The 20688-nt window shown below is 46.5% G+C and carries 20 protein-coding genes; 10 read left to right on the top strand and 10 right to left on the bottom strand.

Annotation, left to right across the window (positions count from 1 at the left end; genetic code table 11):
• Together JHD44_RS15275 and JHD44_RS15270 are read right to left on the bottom strand one after the other, a co-directional pair.
• Window positions 1-765, bottom strand: a complete 765-nt coding sequence (locus JHD44_RS15275; protein WP_199463633.1) for an electron transfer flavoprotein subunit beta/FixA family protein — start codon at window positions 763-765, stop codon at window positions 1-3.
• A gap of 57 nt (window positions 766-822) precedes the next feature.
• A complete protein-coding gene (locus JHD44_RS15270; RefSeq protein WP_199463632.1) occupies window positions 823-2859 on the bottom strand; it encodes an NADH:flavin oxidoreductase in 2037 nt (678 codons plus the stop codon).
• Between the two features lie 195 nt (window positions 2860-3054).
• Here JHD44_RS15270 and JHD44_RS15265 point away from each other — a divergent pair, with 195 nt between their 5' ends.
• The 5 genes from JHD44_RS15265 (at window position 3055) to JHD44_RS15245 (ending at window position 7556) form a co-directional block, all read left to right on the top strand.
• Window positions 3055-3690, top strand: a complete 636-nt coding sequence (locus tag JHD44_RS15265) for a TetR/AcrR family transcriptional regulator (RefSeq protein WP_199463631.1) — start codon at window positions 3055-3057, stop codon at window positions 3688-3690.
• Between the two features lie 8 nt (window positions 3691-3698).
• A complete protein-coding gene (locus JHD44_RS15260; protein WP_199463630.1) occupies window positions 3699-4505 on the top strand; it encodes a pyrroline-5-carboxylate reductase family protein in 807 nt (268 codons plus the stop codon).
• A 136-nt stretch (window positions 4506-4641) separates the two neighbouring features.
• Window positions 4642-5673 carry a TRAP transporter substrate-binding protein DctP gene (dctP, locus tag JHD44_RS15255; protein WP_199463629.1) on the top strand — a complete coding sequence of 344 codons (1032 nt, stop codon included), beginning with the start codon at window positions 4642-4644 and terminating at the stop codon, window positions 5671-5673.
• Between the two features lie 56 nt (window positions 5674-5729).
• Complete coding sequence (locus tag JHD44_RS15250) at window positions 5730-6230, top strand: TRAP transporter small permease (protein ID WP_199463628.1); 501 nt, start codon at window positions 5730-5732, stop codon at window positions 6228-6230.
• Window positions 6231-6266: 36 nt separating this feature from the next.
• Window positions 6267-7556 carry a TRAP transporter large permease gene (locus JHD44_RS15245; RefSeq protein ID WP_199463627.1) on the top strand — a complete coding sequence of 430 codons (1290 nt, stop codon included), beginning with the start codon at window positions 6267-6269 and terminating at the stop codon, window positions 7554-7556.
• Window positions 7557-7602: 46 nt separating this feature from the next.
• On the opposite strand, the gene JHD44_RS15240 is transcribed toward JHD44_RS15245, so the two are convergent.
• The gene (locus tag JHD44_RS15240; protein WP_233402196.1) at window positions 7603-8523 is read right to left on the bottom strand and encodes a hypothetical protein; all 921 of its coding nucleotides are present in this window, start codon (window positions 8521-8523) and stop codon (window positions 7603-7605) included.
• A gap of 146 nt (window positions 8524-8669) precedes the next feature.
• A complete protein-coding gene (locus JHD44_RS15235) occupies window positions 8670-9704 on the bottom strand; it encodes a trans-3-hydroxy-L-proline dehydratase (RefSeq protein ID WP_199463626.1) in 1035 nt (344 codons plus the stop codon).
• Between the two features lie 168 nt (window positions 9705-9872).
• On the opposite strand from JHD44_RS15235, the gene JHD44_RS15230 reads away from it, so the two are divergent.
• On the top strand, window positions 9873-10559 hold the full coding sequence (locus JHD44_RS15230) for a GntR family transcriptional regulator (protein WP_199463625.1): 687 nt from the start codon (window positions 9873-9875) through the stop codon (window positions 10557-10559).
• Between the two features lie 11 nt (window positions 10560-10570).
• A complete protein-coding gene (locus JHD44_RS15225; protein ID WP_199463624.1) occupies window positions 10571-11515 on the top strand; it encodes a zinc-dependent alcohol dehydrogenase family protein in 945 nt (314 codons plus the stop codon).
• A gap of 117 nt (window positions 11516-11632) precedes the next feature.
• Here the strand turns inward: JHD44_RS15225 and JHD44_RS15220 are convergent, their stop codons facing one another.
• Window positions 11633-12778 carry a PLP-dependent aminotransferase family protein gene (locus tag JHD44_RS15220; RefSeq protein ID WP_199463623.1) on the bottom strand — a complete coding sequence of 382 codons (1146 nt, stop codon included), beginning with the start codon at window positions 12776-12778 and terminating at the stop codon, window positions 11633-11635.
• 132 nt (window positions 12779-12910) lie between these two features.
• Between JHD44_RS15220 and JHD44_RS15215 the strand changes: the two genes are divergently transcribed.
• Window positions 12911-13792: an AraC family transcriptional regulator gene (locus JHD44_RS15215; protein WP_233402194.1), complete on the top strand. Its 882-nt coding sequence runs from the start codon at window positions 12911-12913 to the stop codon at window positions 13790-13792.
• 47 nt (window positions 13793-13839) lie between these two features.
• Here the strand turns inward: JHD44_RS15215 and JHD44_RS15210 are convergent, their stop codons facing one another.
• The 3 genes from JHD44_RS15210 to JHD44_RS15200 form a co-directional block, all read right to left on the bottom strand.
• Complete coding sequence (locus JHD44_RS15210) at window positions 13840-16035, bottom strand: OsmC domain/YcaO domain-containing protein (protein WP_199463622.1); 2196 nt, start codon at window positions 16033-16035, stop codon at window positions 13840-13842.
• 106 nt (window positions 16036-16141) lie between these two features.
• On the bottom strand, window positions 16142-16351 hold the full coding sequence (locus JHD44_RS15205; RefSeq protein WP_199463621.1) for a hypothetical protein: 210 nt from the start codon (window positions 16349-16351) through the stop codon (window positions 16142-16144).
• A complete protein-coding gene (locus JHD44_RS15200; RefSeq protein WP_233402193.1) occupies window positions 16327-17580 on the bottom strand; it encodes an MFS transporter in 1254 nt (417 codons plus the stop codon). The genes JHD44_RS15205 and JHD44_RS15200 overlap by 25 nt, the downstream gene beginning before the upstream one ends.
• Window positions 17581-17638: 58 nt before the next feature.
• Between JHD44_RS15200 and JHD44_RS15195 the strand changes: the two genes are divergently transcribed.
• Window positions 17639-18544: an AraC family transcriptional regulator gene (locus JHD44_RS15195; protein ID WP_199463620.1), complete on the top strand. Its 906-nt coding sequence runs from the start codon at window positions 17639-17641 to the stop codon at window positions 18542-18544.
• On the opposite strand, the gene JHD44_RS15190 is transcribed toward JHD44_RS15195, so the two are convergent.
• A complete protein-coding gene (locus tag JHD44_RS15190) occupies window positions 18528-19298 on the bottom strand; it encodes a sulfite exporter TauE/SafE family protein (RefSeq protein ID WP_199463619.1) in 771 nt (256 codons plus the stop codon). The genes JHD44_RS15195 and JHD44_RS15190 overlap by 17 nt on opposite strands.
• Window positions 19299-19409: 111 nt before the next feature.
• Here JHD44_RS15190 and JHD44_RS15185 point away from each other — a divergent pair, with 111 nt between their 5' ends.
• Window positions 19410-20273, top strand: coding sequence for a LysR family transcriptional regulator (locus tag JHD44_RS15185; RefSeq protein WP_199463618.1), 864 nt, complete (start codon window positions 19410-19412; stop codon window positions 20271-20273).
• A gap of 1 nt (window position 20274) precedes the next feature.
• Here JHD44_RS15185 and JHD44_RS15180 read toward each other — a convergent pair whose 3' ends face one another.
• Window positions 20275-20688: a heme-binding protein gene (locus JHD44_RS15180; RefSeq protein WP_199463617.1), complete on the bottom strand. Its 414-nt coding sequence runs from the start codon at window positions 20686-20688 to the stop codon at window positions 20275-20277.

The following is a 20688-nucleotide window of genomic DNA, read 5'->3' as shown; positions in this document are numbered from 1 at the left end:
TTACAACACACCAGCTTCATTCTTAAGTTTTTCGATCAACTCAGCAACATTGCCTACTTTAATACCCGCTTGACGCGACGCCGGTTCTTGGGTTGTTTTAACGGTCAACCTTGGGGTCAGCACCTCATCGCCTAGCCCCACATCGGACAAGGTCAATTTCGCCACCGGTTTCTTTTTAGCCTTCATAATATTTGGCAACGAGGCAAAGCGAGGTTCGTTAAGACGAAGATCGGTTGTCACCACCGCTGGCAAACGTAACTGCAAGGTTTGCAGGCCACCATCGACTTCACGGGTAACGTTGACTTTCTCTGGACTCAAAACATCCACCACCGAAGCAAATGTGCCTTGGGGCCAATCCAACAATGCAGACAGCATCTGACCCGTTTGATTGCAGTCATCGTCAATCGCTTGCTTACCCAGAATGACCAAATCCGCTTGCTCGGACTGAGCAACACTTTTAAGAATTTTAGCCACCGCTAACGGTTCCACTGTCTGTTCGTCAGTATCGACCAAGATGCCTCGATCCGCCCCCATAGCCAAACCGGTACGAAGGGTTTCTTCAGATTTAGCGGAACCCACCGACACCAAGACCACTTCCGTCGCTTTACCTGACTCTTTAAGACGAATGGCTTCTTCTACGGCGATTTCATCAAATGGGTTAATCGACATTTTCACGTTCGCAAGATCCACACCGGATCCATCGGATTTGACACGTACCTTAACGTTGTAATCGACGACGCGCTTAACTGCGACAAGTACTTTCATATCTACCTACCAAAATGCAGAGCGTGAGTAGAAGCCTCTACTCACGCGAAATGTGAGTTAGAGATCTTTTACTAGACGTAAAGCGTCATAGATCGCTGCGTGAGTGTTGCGTGTTGCCACGGCATCACCAATGCGGAATAGCTGGTAACGCCCTTCAGCATTACGCACCACACTTTGAGGCTTGCCATCAATCAGCTGATCATGGGAGATTTCCCCGTGATTCGAGGAGTTTGGCTTAAGCTCAAAATACACATCTTCCAGTGGTATGACCCCATGGTTTACGATGATTTGATCAAATTCACGAACTTGATCCACACCACCATAATCACTGCCAATGTGGGCTTTTAACATGGCACCTTCTTTCTCCACCGCATGCAAACGGAAGGTCACGGTAAACCTGGTGTCTAAGGCTTGTAGCGTACGCATATAAGGCACCAAGTTCATCGCCATCACTTCTGGTGCGAAAGATCGATCCGGTGTCATGATTTCGACTTTCGCCCCAGTTTTGGCAATGATCTCCGCCGCCTGTAAACCGGCATGGTCACCGGCATCATCAAAGATCAAAACATTCTTACCGGGTTTCACATCCCCCGAAATAATGTCCCAAGTAGAAATAACATGTTCGTTGCCTTGAGCTAGCACTTCAGTATCTGGCAAACCACCTGTGGCTACGATCACCACATCAGGATTTTCAGCATCGACTTCCGCCGCTTCTGCCCAAGTATTGAACTTGAAGGTCACACCTAGACGCTCACATTCCGCCATGCGCCAATCGATAATCGAGATCATCTCTTTACGGCGTTCACTTTGTGATGTCAGTAACACCTGTCCACCTGGAACATTAGCCGCCTCAAACACCACCACCTCATGACCACGCTCTCCCGCCACGCGAGCGGCTTCCAGTCCACCAGGTCCAGCGCCAATGATGACCACCTTCTTCTTGGTCTCCGCTTTGGCGATGGTATGCGGCATGGTTTGCTCTCGACCGGAGGCCGCGTTATGAATACAGAGCGCCTCACCACCTTGATAGATGCGATCCAAACAATAGTTCGCTCCCACACAAGGGCGAATTTGTTCTTCACGTTTTTCAATGATTTTTCGAACAACATGTGGGTCCGTTAGGTGCGCACGCGTCATCCCAACCAAATCAACTTTGCCCGAAGCGACTGCATAACGAGCCGTTGCTACGTCAGGAATCTTAGCAGCGTGGAATACTGGCATACCGGTTGCCGCGCGCACTTCACCGGCAAAATCCAAGTGTGGGTTATTGGCCATACCTTGAATCGGAATAACATCCGTTAAGCCTGGATCTGTATCAATGTGTCCACGAATCACGTTTAAGAAATCCACCATGCCACTGTCTTTTAGGCGACGTGAGATCTCAAAACCTTCCTCAGTACTGATACCGTTCGCCAGCATTTCATCGCCGGTGTAGCGCATACCGATAATAAAGTCAGGGCCAACACGTTTACGCATTTCAGCTAGCACATCAAAAGTAAACTGCAGACGATTATCGAGAGAACCTCCATATGGGCCGTCTAATGTGTTGGTCAGAGGTGACCAAAACTGATCCATTAAGTGGCCGTAAGCCTGAAGCTCTATACCATCCATGCCCCCTGCTTTCATTCGCTCGGCTGCATCAGCGTAATCTTTGATGATACGTTCGATGTCCCAATCTTCCATTTTCTTTGGAAAGGCGCGATGTGAAGCTTCTCGGTTATGAGATGGCGACACCACAGGCAACCAGTTGCCTTTATCCCAACGAGTACGACGACCAAGATGAGTCAACTGGATCATGATTGCGGTATCATGCTCATGCACAGCATCAGTGAGGTCTTTTAGGTAAGGCACCACTTCATCTTTGTAAACCAGCAAGTTATTGAACACTGGTGGGCTGTCTTTTGACACCGCGGCAGAGCCTGCGGTCATGGTCATGGCTACACCGCCTTTCGCACGCTCCGCGTGGTAGGCAAGGTAACGTCCTTTAGGCATACCATCTTCAGGGTAAGCTGGCTCGTGGGACGTCATGATGATGCGATTTTTAAGGGTTAAATGTTTTAACTGATAGGGTTGTAAAAGAGGATCATTCGACATGACCGCACTCCTTATTTCGTTGTGATATAGACTGGTATGTTTTTATTCGGTTAATTAGTGACCTTTTTTGATCCTAATTAGAAATGTACATAGCTGTCAATTAAATAATTTCGTAATATAAAAAATATTCAATGTTGTACATTTTACTATTGACGCCCTTGTACATTTTGATTACAAATTAAGCACAGGAGCAGTATGAAGAAGCAAACAAACAGTGATTCAGGTTGGCGTGGTTCCCCAGAAGTTTGGTTTGAAGCCGCCATCGAAATCCTATTAGAGTCCGGTGTGGAAGCCGTGAAAATTTCAACGCTCGCCAAGCGTTTGAACATTTCGAGAACCAGCTTTTATTGGTTTTTTACAGACCGAGAGGCCTTACTAAATGAGTTGGTGGCTTACTGGAAAAGAAAAAATACGGGCAGTTTAATCAAACAAGTTGAGGCTTACGCTGAAACATTGCCAGAAGCGGCATTAAATGTATTTGACTGTTGGTACGACCAGACATTGTTTGACTCTAAACTTGAATTTGCCATTCGTAGTTGGTCCCTTCAATCGAGCGATATTCGCCAAGCCGTGCAAGAAGCTGATGATGAGCGGTTACAAGCGCTGATCAAAATGTATCAAGCATTTGGTAAATCGCCTATTGAAGCAGAGGTTAATGCGAGAACCTTGTACTTGGTGCAGATTGGTTACATCACCATGCAAACTAAGGAGCCTCTGGAAGTACGGATAAAGTGGGTACCAGGGTATGTTAATGCATTCACTGGTCAGTACCCTTCGGAAAATGAATTGAGCCGTTTCCAACATCGACACGGCTACCACCCCAAAGAGTAGAGGACAACATGACAGCAGCGAAGAAAGTGACGGTTGGAATCATAGGAGGATTAGGCTGGCTTGGTTCAGCGTTACTTACCTCCGCCCTTGCTAACCCTAAACTCAATCATGTTCACTTCGTTGTGTCATCCCGTCGGTCGCCTAGTAAAGCCCTAGGTGATCGCGTCACTTTTACACATGATAATCAGTACTTAGCAGAACAAAGTACATTAGTTGTGCTGTCTGTACGCCCCCAAGACTGGCCATCATTACCCTTAACCAAGATTGATAGTACTGTCATGTCGTTTATGGCTGGCACGTCTTGCGAAGCGATACAACAACGTCATCATCCCACCCATTTAATACGTGCATTGCCAAACGGTGCGTGTTCCGTCAATCAATCTTACACACCTTGGTTTTGCGCCAGCGATCTTCCTAGCGAAACAGAGACATTGATCGTCAATTTGCTCGATAGCATCGGTTATCAAGATCGATATGAACACGAAGATCAAATCGACGTGCTGACCGCCATTTCAGGTGCAGGCCCAGCTTACCCTGCTCTGCTTGCACAAGGCCTAGAACAATCCGCCATCGCCCTAGGTATTCCTGCTGATAAAGCCCGAAAAGCGGTCAATGCGACCCTACAAGGCAGTGCCGCGTTGTCACCGGATCTCAGCCAATCCCCCGGAGAAACCGTGGCTTTGTTTGAGTCCTATCAAGGTACTACTGCAGCGGGGCTAGCGGCTATGAAAGCATCTGGCTTTAGCGGCGCTATCGAGTCAGGGGTTCGCTCAGCTTATCTAAAAGCACTGCATTTCAATCAGCCTAAAGACTGACCCTTTAGGCACCTTTCACCCAGTTCCCTATTGATGCTCTTTATTGAGTAGGGACCACTTTTGCTCAAAGGAGGCTAAACCGACCGAAAAACAACATCGCACGATAAGAATTCAAAAGGAATCCACGGAGATAATAATGAAACGCACGTTAAAAAAACTGTTTACTACGGCGACCATAGTGGCCGCTGCTACCGCGATCACTGCGCCCATCTCGACATCTGCCATCGCGAGCGATGATAAATTCAAACTGACGCTTGCCGCTGATTCTGGGGATAAAGATTCGCCAATTGGTCGCTCAATGGACATGTGGTCCAAGTTAATCAAAGAACGCTCTGATGGCCGTATTAAAGTTAATGTTTTTTACCAAGGTGAACTGGGGGGACAACAAGAACTGTTCGACCAGCTGGTAAAAGGCAACGTCGATATGATGCTCACTTGGCCACAAACCTCCTACGATGAACGCATTGGCGTAAACGTTTTGCCCTACCTAGTGCTTGGCTGGGATGACGCTATCAAAGCGTATGGTCAAGGTGGTTGGCTGAGCAAGATCGTTGACCCTGTTTATCAAGACATGGGGCTTAAGTACTTTGGACCATACCCTGAAGGGTTTGGCGGCATTGCGACGAAAGGCCGCTATGCGACCAATATGTCACAAGCAGAAGGTTTAAAAGTCCGCTCACAAACCATCTTCCCATTACCTCAAACCATCAACGCGATGGGGTTTCAGGCTGTGCCGATTGACTGGTCTGAGGTGTACACCTCCATTCAAACAGGTGTCGTAGATGGGGACTCTTCCAACGTAATTTACTGGGATTACGAGTACTTCCGCGATCAATTGGACTACTACGTACATTCTAAGCATAACTTCTCTTCTTACGCGCTTATTATGAACGGATCAAAGTGGGAAGAGCTCGATGCTGAGGACCAAGGCATTATCTTTGATGCAGCACAGGAAGTGATTGCGAAGCAGTTCAAAGATGCCAAAGCAGAAGATGAAAAGTGGATCAAAGCCGCGCAAGAGGCTGGTATGGAGTACATCGTACCGAGCACAGAAGAAATGCGCGCTTGGGTAAAAGTGGTACGTGAGCAAGTATGGCCACAAGCCGAAGAAAAGCTCGGAGCAGAGATCATGGCGGAAATTCGCGCCAACGCATCAGTACCTAACTAACTTTCTGTCACAACATTGCCGCTCTATTGAGTGGCAATGTTTATTAGGAGCTTTTCATGACCCCACTACTCGCTTTATTTGATGCGATCGACCGTGTACTGGCCTGCATTATCAAACCAATCGTTGCGCTGTTTGGTTTTTTGATCGCAGTTATGCTCGTTGTCGGTATCGTCTCGCGCTCTCTTTTCAATTCCCCTGTTTTTGGTCTTGAAGAATTGATTCTGGTTTCTGTGATGTGGCTATACATGCTCGGTGCGGTACTTGCGTCCAAAGAGCGTACTCACTTAAGTGCTGACTTTATTCAAACCTTCATCAAGAACCAAACCATCGTCAAAGGCTGTCATCTACTCGCCAGTTTGATCTCGCTGATAATGGCAGTGATGTTTGTCAGCTGGTCTTATGATCTCGCTGAGTGGGCCATTAAAAAAGGGCAAAGTACGCCAGTATTTGGGCTTCCTTGGTACTTGTCCCAGAGTAGCCTATTCGTTGCGGCAGTGTTGTTGGTTTTTTATATCCTTCGAGACATGTTGCAAGACTTATCTAAGCCTCACTCGTAATTCATTTATTAAAATTAATATTCAAGGAACACATCCATGGGAGCTTTATTAGCAATTGCTGCCGTTATTGTACTGATGGCGATCGGCGTCCCTGTCGTTTTTTCATTTGCTGCAATGACTTACATCTTGTCCATCTTTTACGATGTCGACATATCCTCTCTGATGACCACCGGATTTTGGTCGGTTAACTCTATTATTCTAATCGCCTTGCCTTTATTCATTATGACAGGCTACTTGATGCAAGCTGGAGGGATGGCTGCCAAGCTCGTGCAGTTTGTGGAAGCCATTGTTGGCCGCTCTAAAACTGGCATGGGATCATCGATGGTGGTTGCCTGCGGTGTCTTCGGCGCCATTTCAGGAACGGCCTCAGCTGCAGTCGCTTCCATTGGTACCATTATGATTGGCCCGATGGAGCGCCATGGCTACGATCGCTCTTACACCAGTGCTTTGCTTGGTATTTCGTCCTTGCTGGGGTTACTTATTCCTCCTAGCATTACCATGATTTTATTTGCCGTGGTGACCCGCCAATCCGTTGCCGCTTGTTTCCTAGCGACGATCGGACCAGGCATCTTGTTGATTATCACACTCTGCATGATTAACTGGTTAAAAATGCGTGGCACGGAACCTGAGCGAGACATGCCCACTGTCAGTGAGCGTCTGCATGACGTGGCGCAAACTGGCTGGAAAGCCATCCCTGCACTCGTCTTGCCAGTCATTATTTTGGGTGGTATTTACGGTGGTGTATTCACACCAACTGAGGCGGCTGCCATCGCTGTGATTTATTCCATTCCTGTAGGCTTGTTTATTTACAAAGGTCTGGATTTTAAAAAGCTGGTAAAATGCTTTATCGATGCGGCCACCACAACAGGCGTTATCATGGTGATCTTGGTGTTCTCATTTGTCTCAAGCCGTATCTTTACCCTTGAGCGAGTACCCCAGGAACTTACAGAGGTGCTGTTGGATGTGTTTCATGACCCATTATTGATTCTTTTGGTCGTTAACGCTTTCTTGATCTTGCTCGGCATGATCATGGATGACATCAGTGTCGTCGCAATCGTGAGTCCATTACTACTACCCGTCATGCAAAACATCGGCGTAGACCCAATTCAATTCGCTGCCATCGTCGGCACAAGTGTCGTGATCGGTTGTAATAGCCCACCAATGGCTCCGATTTTGTTTATGACTTGCCGTATCGGTAATGTCGGGATGTCTCAGGTGATCCGCCCCGCTTTAGGCTTCATGTTTATGGCTGCTATCCCTGTGATGCTTGTTACCACCTACTGGCCACCATTGTCTTTGTTCTTACCACAGTACTTTGGCTATTAATGCTATGAACGCTCAAACCCGACATGGGTTTGAGCGTTGCCTCGTATTAACCGTCTTCGCGGCTTAACCTCAAATACGCACCAAGCCCTGCTAACAAACCAACTCCTGAAAGCAGCATCCACACGCCAAATTGAATGTTCTGCACATTCGAGCTCAGCACGGACTTAAACATCAACAATAGAGCTTCAATGGTTACCGCGATAATAATCGCCGACATAAATCGCATAATGGTTCTACGTGAGGACTGATAATGGTTAATGTCTTTACTGGAAAGTACTTCTTCTTCGAGAATGGTTTTACCAAGGTCAAATATCGCTAACGACAAGGTCAACATGACGACAATGCCAAAGGAAATATCTGGAGCACTTCGTTGCTCATCAAAAACATTTAGAAAGCTATGAAACGATGCACCCAACAGCCAAATGGAAACGCCAATTAGTGAGGCGCCAATCAAAGCATATATGATCTGAAAGGAAGGATGTAAAGCATTTTGGCGTACATTGCCCAATAAATACGCTACTAATTTTGGCAAGTTAAAGTTAATCACCAAGTAGCCTCGATCATTACCCTCCTCGTCCATTAAATGCTGCACGGAGGATAAGGATAGAGTGTGCGTCGCAGACGATAAATATGGCTCCGTCACCACTGTTGAATTGGAACTCTTTTGCGCTTCCAAAAAATAAGGTCGATGGCTTCGATCTGCCCCTTTACTAAAATGGCGTTTCTTGGCCGCCGTCACGCCTTTACTTAAAGCCGTCTCAAACTGCTGAATCCCATGTTGATCGAGGCTATACATCAGTTCGATAAACGGATAGGAACGACTCAATTCATTGATTGTCGCAATTTGCTGTTGCTCACTTTTAAGCAATGCCATGGAATCTAAACTGGTAGTGATCGAAGCCAACAGGTCTCGTATGGTGCGCTCGTGTTTTCGGTATTTATCGAGTAAAAGGAAGTGATTATGCATTGGAATGTGTTCGCTAACTTAATGATTTTATTTTTCATAATTTTAAGTTATTTTCACAATTCATTAAATAAATGCATTGATTTAATTTAAAAAAAGCGGTGCCACCTAAAGCAGCACCACTGGCATAAACTCTGTTATTTTAGACTTCACTTCTGTTTATGGTTCGGCCATGTGTCGCTTAGACGGTAACCTTCTGGCCAAGGATCTGATGGGTCTAACATGTGTTGGTGAGTACCTGTAATCCATCCTCTTCCTGAGATTTCGGGTACAATGGCGTCAAGTTCACCTACTTTACAGGTACGAAGAATCTTGCCTGTAAACGTTGAACCGATTAATGAGACAGCCTTAAACGTATCCCCTACCGCTATTTGTCCACGCTGGTGAAGGATGGCCATACGTGCACTCACGGACGTACCTGTCGGGGAGCGGTCAATTTTGCCTGGCTTAATCGATACAGCCGACAGCGCTTCGTAACCTGTTTCTGTTTTGGCTAAAGCCCCTGCAAACAAGCAAAAAGAGAAGTGTTTCCAATCTTTTTCGGGATGGTTAAATACCAATTGGTCGTTAGCCGCGTCAGTGATTTTCGCCCCTATTTTGGCCAATTTATCCGCGTTGATGGCATCCAATTCAATGCCTAGTTGTTCTGGGTTAACCACTACAAAGCTGTCACCGCCGTAGGCAATATCGACCGTTAGAGTACCCACTTCTGGCACTTCTAGCTTTTGATCCAATTCGCATGCAAATGACGGTACGTTTTCAACGAAGATTCTTTGCGCTTTGCCGTCATAACACTCCGCACGGACATTCACCAAGCCACCTGGCGCCTCAAGCGTCATTGTCGTGACAGGTTCCACCATTGGCACTAAGCCAGTATCCAACAGCACGGTTGAAACACAGATACTGTTTGAGCCTGACATGGGGGGAGTATCTTCTGGCTCCATAATGATCCAAGCGTAACTGGCTTCAGGGTGCTTAGAAGGCAACAGCAAATTTACATGGCGAAAAACACCGCCACGAGGCTCGTTTAAAACGAAGTTACGCAGTGTCTGATCCTGATGTATCCATTCACGCTGTTCCCATAAGGTATCACCTGGAGGCGGCTGAACACCGCCGACGATCACATCACCGACTTCGCCTTCTGCGTGGCAAGACACAACATGCACGACTTTTGTGGTTCTCATTGAAGTTTCCTTTTGTGAAATAAGCTGATTTGTTGTTGTGACAAACACAATAAAGCGAAACCTATCAATATTGGATCCAATCTACAATAACCAATTTTCAATAATGTACATTGCCGCGTGTGTTCAATAAAATGCTCTCTTTGATTTCACGAGCTAAAGCATTGATTCATGGCTAAATCCGATTCCCTTCACCACTTCCAAGGCATTGATGTCTCTCAAGCAGGCTCAGCCTCGAGTATTGTGTTTGAAACGCTTAAACAAGCAATCATTACTGGAGAACTGAAAGACGGTACGCCATTGAAACAAGAGGAGTTGGCGAAGAAATTCAGTACTAGTCGTATCCCAATACGTGAGTCGATCAACCGGCTCGAGCAAGAAGGCTTAGTTAAAACCATTCGCTATAAAGGCGCTGTGGTTGCCAGCATTTCTCTAAAAGAAGTAGAGGAAATGTTCGATCTGCGAGCGTTAATGGAGCGTGAGGTGATGTTAAAAGCGGTGCCAAACCTCACCGATGATCAGATCGATGAGGCTGAGAAATACTGTCATGAGTTTGCTAGCGCACAAACGTCTGGTGATTGGACGGACACGAACAGAAAGTTACACCATGCCCTATTCCAGGCTTCAGATATGACTTTCCATTTAAGTGTATTGAACACCATCTATGACCGAACAGAGCGTTATTTACGCGCCCAACTGTCTTTTTCCAATGGGGCGGATCGCGCAGTGGAAGAGCACCACACCTTAATCGAACTGTGCCGTGCAAGGGATGCCGCGGGAGCAGCCGAGCTAATGTTCCAACATGTGAAACACGCAAAACGCTCTTTGTTAGAGTTTTTGCCCCAAGATTCCGAGTAAAACCAATAAGCATGTCACACGTGAATCAAGGTCTTTGGTATCGACAATACGGTACACCACAAGAGGTGCTTCAGCTTGAAAAGCATGACTTAACGGAACTGGCTCCGGGGCAGATTCGAGTAAAGATGCTTTGTGCGCCTATCAACGCCTCTGACTTGGTTCCCATCACTGGCGCTTACCGACATCGAGTGCCCGCTTTAAGCGTGGCAGGCTATGAGGGTGTTGGCATTGTCTGTGAAACTTCAGACAATTCTTCACTGTTAAATAAAAGAGTTCTACCACTTAGAAATGAAGGGACGTGGCAAGAATACGTTACCTGTGATGCAACTCTTGCGATTCCAGTTCCCTCTGACATTGACCATAGCCTAGCCTCTCGCGCTTATATTAACCCTGTTGCCACTTGGCTAATGCTCAAGCACTTCAACCCACACGACAAACATGTCATCGTAACGGCAGCGGGCTCTGACTCGGCATTGCTTTTGATGCAATGGGCTAAATGGCTAGGCGCTGGATCCGTCACAGGCATTGTTCGTGCGCCGTACCAAGAAGCCTTGCTCTCCTCCATGGGGATTCACAGTATCCATGAATCTGAAGTGGATCTCCTAAAGAACTGCGCACAGCAATCAGAAGTGGTGTATGACGCAGTCGGTGGGCAGCTAGCGGAAACACTGCTCTCCGCTTTGCCACCTGAAAGCAGTTTTGTCAGTTATGGACTGCTATCGGGGCAACCATTTAAGCAGCACTTCACTCTCGCCAAGACACACTGGTTTCACGTGCGCAATTACTTACCTGACATGAGCATTGAGCAATGGCAAGCGATGTTCCAAGGCATCTGGCCACTACTTAAACAATCTGTTTTGAGCAAACCGGAGGAGATTCCCCTCCAACATTGGAAGGAAGCAATCGACCTTTATTATCAACGTAGCCGCCAGTGTAAGCCAGTGCTTGTTCTTTAGCTGTCTTACTCCTTTAATCGGGCTCGGTACAGTTTATGCCAAGACTATTTTAGGCAACCTCACACGTTTATCTAGAATGAAAAATGCCACATTAATTAATGTGACATTTTTTGTTTACTAACATGAAACAAGTGCATCGTACATCCGCTTAACAGCTTCTTCTAACCGCTCCGGCGTTGCATTGGTAAAGTTTAAACGCAGCGCCGATACGCCTTTCTTAGCAGAATAAAACACGTCACTAGGCACCGTCGCGACACCTTGCTCAATCAAGTATTTTGCTAATGCAAAGCTGTCACAGTCAGGCAAAGTCAGCCAGACAAACATCCCGCCAGCAACAGGTTGTGCCTGACACCCAAACGGTTCTAGTCTTTCCAAAGCCTTCAACAAGACTTGATAACGGCCATGGTATAAGTCACACACTTTTGCGATGTGCTGCTCAAATTCTAAATGCTCCAACACCCCTAACAACATGGCTTGTGCTGGAACATTTGAATGTAGATCCGCGCCTTGTTTTACTTTGATCAAAGATTCAATCCATTGAACTGGGCCTGACACAACGCCAATGCGAAGGCCTGGCGAGGCAATTTTTGAAAACGAGCGCAACACCAACGCTTGATCAGGGCAAAAGCTCGAAACCATCGGCAGTGACTCACCAGAAAAGCGCAGCGGTCGATAAGGCGCATCTTCCAAAAGCGTGACGCCATATTCAACACAAAGCTTGGCAACTGCCTGTCGTGTCGCTAAAGACCAGCACACCCCTGTTGGGTTATGGAAATCTGGCACGGCATAAAACAGCTTTGGCTTGTCGTTGGCAAAGCATTGCTCTAATGCCTCTAAGTCAGGGCCATCCGCTAACTGCACAACAGGTAGAATCGAGGCTTGCACAAAATCAAATACCTGCATCGCGCCCAAATAGCTGGGTGCTTCCATTGCTACCCCATCACCTGGGTTAATGTAAGCCCGTGCAATTAAGTCCAATCCTTGTTGAGAGCCTGTGGTCACCAGTAGTTTGTGGTGCTCAGGCAACTGGTACAACTGATTCAGATGCTTAACCAGCGGCGCATACCCTTGAGTGGGACCATATTGAAACAGCGATACGTCATTGTGTAACTGTGCAATCGTTGGTTTTAGCAATTCAATAGGGAAAGTCTTCTCATCGGGCAGACCACCAGCCAACGAGATCATATCTGGGTCACTGGCAGCGGCAAGGATTTCACGGATAAAAGAAGACTTCATACGATCAAGAGAAGCAGCGGTTTGCATGGTTAGGCATCCATTTGTATTGTTTTTGGAAACACTATCCTACAAATTCAAAGACAATATTAATTGTCCATTTATGCGGTAGCTTTTGTCCATATATGCTATTTTAAGCCTTTCAAACTTGGTGAATTGACTATGTCTTCGCACTCTATGCAGCAACATCAGAACCGTATTAATGAAGTCTTGTTCTACATTCACCAAGACATCAGTCGGCCTTTGGGAGCGAAAGAGCTAGCAGAGGTTGCGGCCTACTCTGAACAGCATTTCCATCGCTTATTCAAAAGTGTTGTGGGAGAGTCCATTCATCAATACATTCGTCGTGTGCGCATGGAATACGCCGCCAACCAGCTTATGTTCGATAACCACTCCTCTATTATCGATATCGCCAATCGCTGTGGTTTTAGCTCGGCTTCTTCTTTTAACAAAGCGTTTAAAAGCACGTTCCACTGTGCGCCGTCTGCTTGGCGACAACAAGAAAGCCCAACGTTGGAAAAACCCTACCTAAAAGACCCTGATGTGGCTCGCGGCTATGAGTCCGTCACAGACAGTCCTCTTCCCATACCTCGCATTCAAGAGTGTCCTGCTCGATTGGTCGCCTACAAGCGCCATCAAGGCTATAACCGTTCAATTAAAGAAGCGTGGATGACATTGATGGCTTGGGCCAATTCAGAACAGCGCGATACGAATAAACAATTTGGTTTGCATCATTCTAATCCGGCGTGGGTAGAGCTGGATCGGTGTCGCTATGTGGCGTGTTTAGAAATCGATAGGCCTGTGGCGAGACATTCTGTGGTCAGCCAACTGGTGATACCTGCAGGTTTGCATGCGGTGTTTCACTTACAGGGAAAATACGGGGAACTGCTACCTAAAATCAGCCAAGTACTGGAAACTTGGTTACCCAGATCGAAGTTTAAACTGCGCTCTACTCCAGGCTACGTGCAGTATTATCAAAACCAATTCTTAACCGAAGACGAAAGCTTCGATTTGGAGTTTTACCTACCTATTAGCTTCTTTTAGGAAGGTTTATTAACTGAACGCAATTCCCTTTGCGCTCGGATAAAAGCTTACTTAGACGCCTCAGCGTGCTTCTTTGCACGGTATGCGTGGAGCTTTTTATAGCTATCGATCAGTTTCAAGTGACGATCTAGCCCTTCAAGTTTCATATTCGTTGGTGCTAGGCCGTAGAACTTGACCGTACCATTCACGGAACCCACTACGTTTTCCATGACTTCTTTGCCAAACATACGGGATAGGTTGGGTAAGAAATCCTCTAGCTCAAGCTCGTCGTCTAGTTCGATTTCCAACACCGCACTGACAGCTTGGTAGAACAAACCACGCTCCACAGTATTATTGTTGTAGCTTAGGAATTCCTGTACTTGATCTTTAGCTTCTTCGTGCATTTGCAGCGCCAAGAACAGCAATAGCTTCAGCTCGCCCACATCCAGCTGTCCCCATGGGGTGTTTTCATCGAACTCCACACCGATCAAAGTACGAATGTCGTTGTAGTTATCTAGCTCGCTTTCTTCTAAACGCTCTAACAATGCTTCCAGCGCTTCGTCGTCCAGTGTGTGAATGTTGAGAATGTCTTCACGGAACAGCAAAGCTTTGTTGGTGTTGTCCCAAATCAAATCGTCCGCAGGATACACTTCAGAGTAATCTGGCACTAAGATTCGACAAGCGTTGGCACCTAGCTCATCGAATACCGCCATGTAGACTTCTTTGCCCATGTCTTCGAGGATGCCCATTAGGCCATCACGCTCCTCTTCTGTGGTGCCTGAGAAATCCCATTCGCAGAATTCGTAATCTGCTTTGGCGCTAAAGAACTTCCAAGAAATCACACCGGTCGAGTCGATAAAGTGCTCAACAAAGTTATTCGGCTCTTGTACTGCGAATGAGTTAAACGTTGGCAGCGGCACATCGTTTAAACCTTCGAAGCTACGACCTTGCAGCAGTTCAGTTAGGCTTCGCTCTAACGCCACTTCAAAACTTGGATGCGCGCCAAAGGAGGCAAACACACCACCGGTACGCGGGTTCATCAGCGTCACGTTCATGACAGGGAATTGACCGCCCAAAGACGCGTCTTTCACTACGACTGGGAAACCGTTTTCTTCTAGGCTTTTAATGCCTTCCAAAATACTTGGGTATTTTTCCAAGACCGACATAGGCACATCAGGCAGGACAATTTCTTGCTCTATGATTTGTTTCTTCACAGCACGCTCAAAGATCTCAGACAAACACTGCACCATGGCTTCTGGTAGCGTGTTGCCCGCGCTCATACCGTTGCTTAAAAACAAGTTTTCGATCAGATTTGATGGGAAGTAGACCGTTTCTTGGTCAGATTGACGCACGTAAGGGATCGCACAAATACCGCGCTCGATATTGCCAGAGTTGGTATCAATCAGGTGTGAGCCTTGAAGCTCTTGCTCAGGATCGAAGATATCCAAGCAGTAATCGTCAAGCAGACCTTGTGGAATAGAGTCGTCTTCGGTTAGAGGGAACCATTTTTCTGTTGGGTAATGCACGAACTCCGCGTTCGCTAATTCTTCACCAAAGTATTGATCGTTGTAGAAGAAGTTACAGCTAGCGCGCTCAATGAACTCACCTAGAGCAGAACACAACGCACTTTCTTTCGTTGCCCCTTTACCGTTGGTGAAACACATGTGTGACGCGGCATCACGCAGGTGAAGGGACCAAACACCTGGCACGATGTTACGCCAAGACGCCACTTCGATCTTCATACCGAGATCTGCCAACAGACCAGACATATTGGCAATGGTATCTTCTAACGGAAGATCTTTACCCAAAATCACCGTTTTCTCAGCGCCGTCAGGTCGCGCCATCGCCATTAGCGACGCACCCGCGTCTAAATCCTCAACCGTTTCGATCTTAAATTCTGGGCCTTCTTGCACCACTTTTTTAACGGTACAACGTTCAATAGAACGTAAAATGCCTTGGCGATCTTTATCACTGATGTACTCAGGCAACTCGACTTGGATTTGGAAAATCTGGTTGTAACGGTTTTCAGGATCGACAATGTTATTTTGTGATAGGCGAATATCCTCTGTAGGGATATCACGAGCCTTACAGTAAACCTTTACGAAATAGGCAGCACAGAGCGCAGACGAAGCCAAGAAGTAGTCAAATGGGCTGGGCGCAGAACCATCCCCTTTGTAACGAATGGGTTGATCCGCTACGACCGTAAAGTCGTCGAACTTGGCTTCTAAGCGAAGATTGTCTAAAAAATTTACCTTGATTTCCATGCTGGACCTCTAACTCAATATGGCGCGAAGTCTAACATTATTTACTGCGTGTATCGTCCAACTTACACTGCAAAACCAAGATATTTTTGCGGATCTCGCTAAACCATTATTTCAAACAGTAGCGCGCGCCGCGAAGCTCAACCAACCCTCGATACAACAGGTAATCAAGTGCTTTGATCACCTCCTGAGGCGATCGAGCAAGCTTCTGCGCTAAGGCGCCAGATGTTTGTTCCTCTTCTAACGCTAATAGCAACAACAGCTTTTGTTGTAATGCATCATCCGATGAATGGTTTATTTTGAAAGCGATGACTGACATGACGTTTCTCCCTGAATGTCTCTCGACGGCGTATGCCGACTTTGCAATAGCTCAGTTGCCCAGAGCAATAACAAAGCAAGTGCCAGTAAGATAAAAGGCAACGTGGCAAACGAGCTGTATTTCAGAACCACACCCAAAGTCGGCGGCACCAATGTATTGCCCACATAGGCGGTAGCCATCGATAAACCAATAATGGCTTGAGAGGCTTTCTTACCAAATCGTACCGGTGTCAAATGCAGGGTATTAGGGAACACTGGCGCACAGCCAAAGCCGATTAACAACAAACCTAGGTTGGCCAACCAATTCTGAACCGGCAGTGCTAACAAAATCGCACCGGACACCATTAAGAAAGCCCCCATTCGAATCATGCTGGACTCACGAAATCGCTGGGCAATGGCTCCACAAACAAAACGCCCGATGGTAATGCCACCGTAATAGATCGCTACCCAAAACGCTGCTTCTGACGCCAATGTGCCCTTTTCAGAGATCAAAAAGCTCGCCGCCCAAAGCCCCGTTCCTAGCTCAATGGAGCAATAGCAGAAGAACACCAGTAACTGCGATGACACGCCATGAATCTTTAGTGCTGCACGATTTGTCACTAAGGTATCGTGATCTTCTTCTACTTGGTTGTTCGACTGCGCGGCTTTGCGCCACAGGGGAATAGCACACAGAAGTAGAACGACTAACGCTAATTGAGCAAGACCAATAACCCAATAACCGTCTCGCCAGCCTTCACTCAGCGTAATGTAGTTGGCCATGATCAAAGGGCCCGCGGTCGCACCCACACCCCAGAATGAATGGAGATAATTCATATGCTTGGCTTTATAGTGCAATGCAACGAAATTATTTAACGCCGAGTCTACCGCCCCCGCTCCCAGTCCAAGGGGGATCGCTAGACACAAAAGCATCCATGCGATTTGACTCATAGCAAAGCCAACTAAGGCCAAAGCCGTCAAAAGCACACTGACAGACACCACAATACCAATGCCAAAGCGTCGTATCAGTCGAACGGAGAGTAAGCTAGACATCACTGTGCCAGAGCTAATGATCAGCGCAATTAATCCGGCATATTCAACCGATGCCTCTAAGTCACGATGCATAACAGGCCAAGACGATCCCAATACCGCGTCAGGCAAACCTAAACTTATAAATGCCACATAAATAATGACTAATAACAGCAACATCACTACACTCATATCCAAACGTAAGAACGCAAACGATACTGCCATTTATATCTTTTAGATAACGCAATACTGCCAAAAACTATAACAATCCTACTTTTAGCCCATGCAACATATTAAAATCGAAACCGATGCTCAGGGACGAGAGCTGGCTCAACATGGCAGCCTAGACTTTCCTTGTGGTACCTACGATGAATACTTTTCACAGTTTTTTAATGAGGAGGTGCCTTGGCATTGGCATGAAGAGATAGAAGTCGTACTCGTTGCTGAAGGTGCAACGTTAGTACAATGCGTCAATCAAGAGCGTGTGATCAGCCAAGGTGAAATGGTGTTTATCAATGCCAATGCATTGCATCGCTTAACTCGCCACAGCGAGGAAGAGTGCCATATTTTAAATGTGGTATTCAGCCCTAAGCTTCTCACCGGCCACCTCTTAGGCACCATCTATCAGAAGCACATTTTACCGATCTTACAAAGCAGCGAACTGCAAATGGTGACATTCGTGCCTGAAATATCCTGGCAACACCAATGCATTCAGACCATGCAAGAGGCGTTTGAGCATTGGCATCTGGAGCATTCGGACAAAGAGTTTGTCTTACAAATGGCTCTAATGAAGCTCTGGCACTTGCTAGCCAGCAACATTAAACTGCCCCATTCCAAAAGCAAAAACACCACACAACAAGAAAGGCGCATTCAAGTCGCGCTTGAGTTCATCCAGCAGCATTACCGCAATGCCATTTCAGTTTATGACATCTGTAACGCCGCAAACATCAGTGAAAGCGAGGGATATAGGCTGTTTCGAAACCTACTGAACAGTACACCTACTGCTTATCTGACAGAATATCGACTACGCATGGCAGCTCAAACGCTGGTTCAAACCAAACAGCCTATTTCTCAAATAGCTTATGACACTGGCTTCAACTGCCCTGCTTACTTTGCCAAAAAATTCCGCCAACAATATGGCTCAACGCCGAAAGCGTTTAGGCTGCAGCCGCTTAAGCCGCAGCTGTAAGAATAGACATCCCCATCCGACCTATTAGGAACACTAGCAGCACTAGAAACAGTTTGCGTATTAGACCACTGCCATATTTCAATGCAACGAAGGTGCCGACGATGGCGCCCATAACGTTACACACCGCAATATAAAACCCTAGCTGCCACAACATATGGCCAGATGGCACGAAGAACGACAATGCGGCGATAAAGGTGCCAATATTTAATAGCTTGGAAGAAGCCGCGGCATTGAGAAAATCGAAACCAAACAGTCGTACAAACATGAAAATGAAAAAGCTGCCGCTACCTGGGCCAAATGCACCGTCATAAAAACCAATCATGCCCCCTAAAAAACAGCCTTGCAGAATTTGAAACGTCCCTAACGTTTTTTCATGTTGGACTTGCCCAAGTTCCTTGCGCATAAAGGTATAGATGGCCATTGCTACAAGTAGCACAAACACAAGATATTTCATGATGTGCGTTGGAATACTGGCAACGGAATAAGCGCCAATGTAGGCACAAGCAAAAGCACTGAGTAAACAAGGAATGATCAAACGCCACTGAATTTTGATCCGTTTTAAAAAAGTCATCGCAGAGGAGCCAGTTCCCAAGAGCACTGCCAGTTTGTTGGTACCCAATACCGTTGCTACCGCATGTTGAGGCAAGGCGTGCAATAAAGCTGGAATCAATATGAGTCCGCCACCTCCCACCGCAGCATCGATTAACCCACCTAAAAACGAAAAGACTCCCAACATCAATAAATCCACTGTCACGACCGGCTACTCCTCTGATCAACGCAAGATTTACGTTGCAAAGTACGCCACAGAAAAGATAAGTTAAAGTGACTTATAAAGACTCAATGAATCATTTAAAGTGAGCATTTAATGGAACTGTCACAGCTAAGAATGTTTAAGACCATTGCCGATTTAGGTAGCATTGCTCGGGCTGCAGAAGAACTGCATTGTGTGCCTTCAAACATCACAACACGCATTCGTAAATTAGAAGAAGAGCTGGGGCAAGACTTGTTCGTAAGGCAAGGGCGAGGATTACGGCTTAGTCAGAATGGTCAGGTATTTCTGGAACATGTTAATAAAATATTGATTCAGTGCGATGCAGCCAAACAAAGCATGCAACAAGACATCCACCCTACAGGTCTATTCAAACTCGGCGCCATTGAATCCTCTGCCATGAGTCGCTTGCCAAGTTTGCTGGCCGCTTTTCATCAAGAATACCCCGATGTTCAAATCCAATTTCAGACTGACCGTTGGCCTGTGCTGCAACATGAAGTACTGAATTTTCGATTAGATGCTGCAGTCATTGCCGCAAAGCCTACTCATCCCAATATAGGCTTTGCAGCACTGTACCAAGAGCCACTCATACTCATTGCACCCGCGACTCATCCCATTATTCAATCACCGCAGGATTTAGCTGGACTCGGCTTTTTTATGTGGCCAGCGGGGTGTCCTTATCGACAAATATTGGAATCTTGGACTAAGTCATTAGATATTCCTATCCACATCACTGATATGGCCAGTAATGGCGCTATTTTAGGTTGTGTCAGTGCTGGCGCGGGCCTTGCCATGGTGCCAAAAAGCATTTTTGACCGCTTTATTCAAAAATCAGAAATCCATCACTATCAGTTTGACGCGCTTACACCAGTGACGAATTACTTTATTTGGAATAAAAACGTCACCAAACACCCTGCAAAAGAAGCGTTTCTATCGCTGGCGAACCGCTTGAATATCTAATTTAGAAGGCTTTGTGTTGATAGTTATTAAGTGCTACGTTGGCAATTTTCGCATCAATCTGCGATGTCGATCCAGATACGCCTATAGCGCCTACTACTTGTTCCTCTATGATTATAGGAAAACCACCTTCCATAATGCCTTCCAGCGGCATCCCGAGAAAAGATAAACGCCCTTTTAATACCAAGTCTTCGTAAAATCCCGTTTCCCGTTTTGTCAGGGCCGCTGTTTTTGCTTTCGCGGTTGCCATGTCAACGGTAAAAGGCGCCGTGTCCTCCAAGCGGTTTAAGTGTAATAGGTGACCACCTGAATCAACAATTGCAATGGTCACTTTATGATTATGTTCTATCGCATAGCAGGCAGAGGCTTCAGCTATGGCTTTAACATCATCGTTTAAAAGTACAGGAACAAGTTTCAT

This window comes from Marinomonas ostreistagni, assembly GCF_016461785.1.
Taxonomy (GTDB): domain Bacteria; phylum Pseudomonadota; class Gammaproteobacteria; order Pseudomonadales; family Marinomonadaceae; genus Marinomonas; species Marinomonas ostreistagni_A.
The sequence above is the reverse complement of the archived record's forward strand: the minus strand, read 5'-3'. Positions and strand labels throughout refer to the sequence as shown.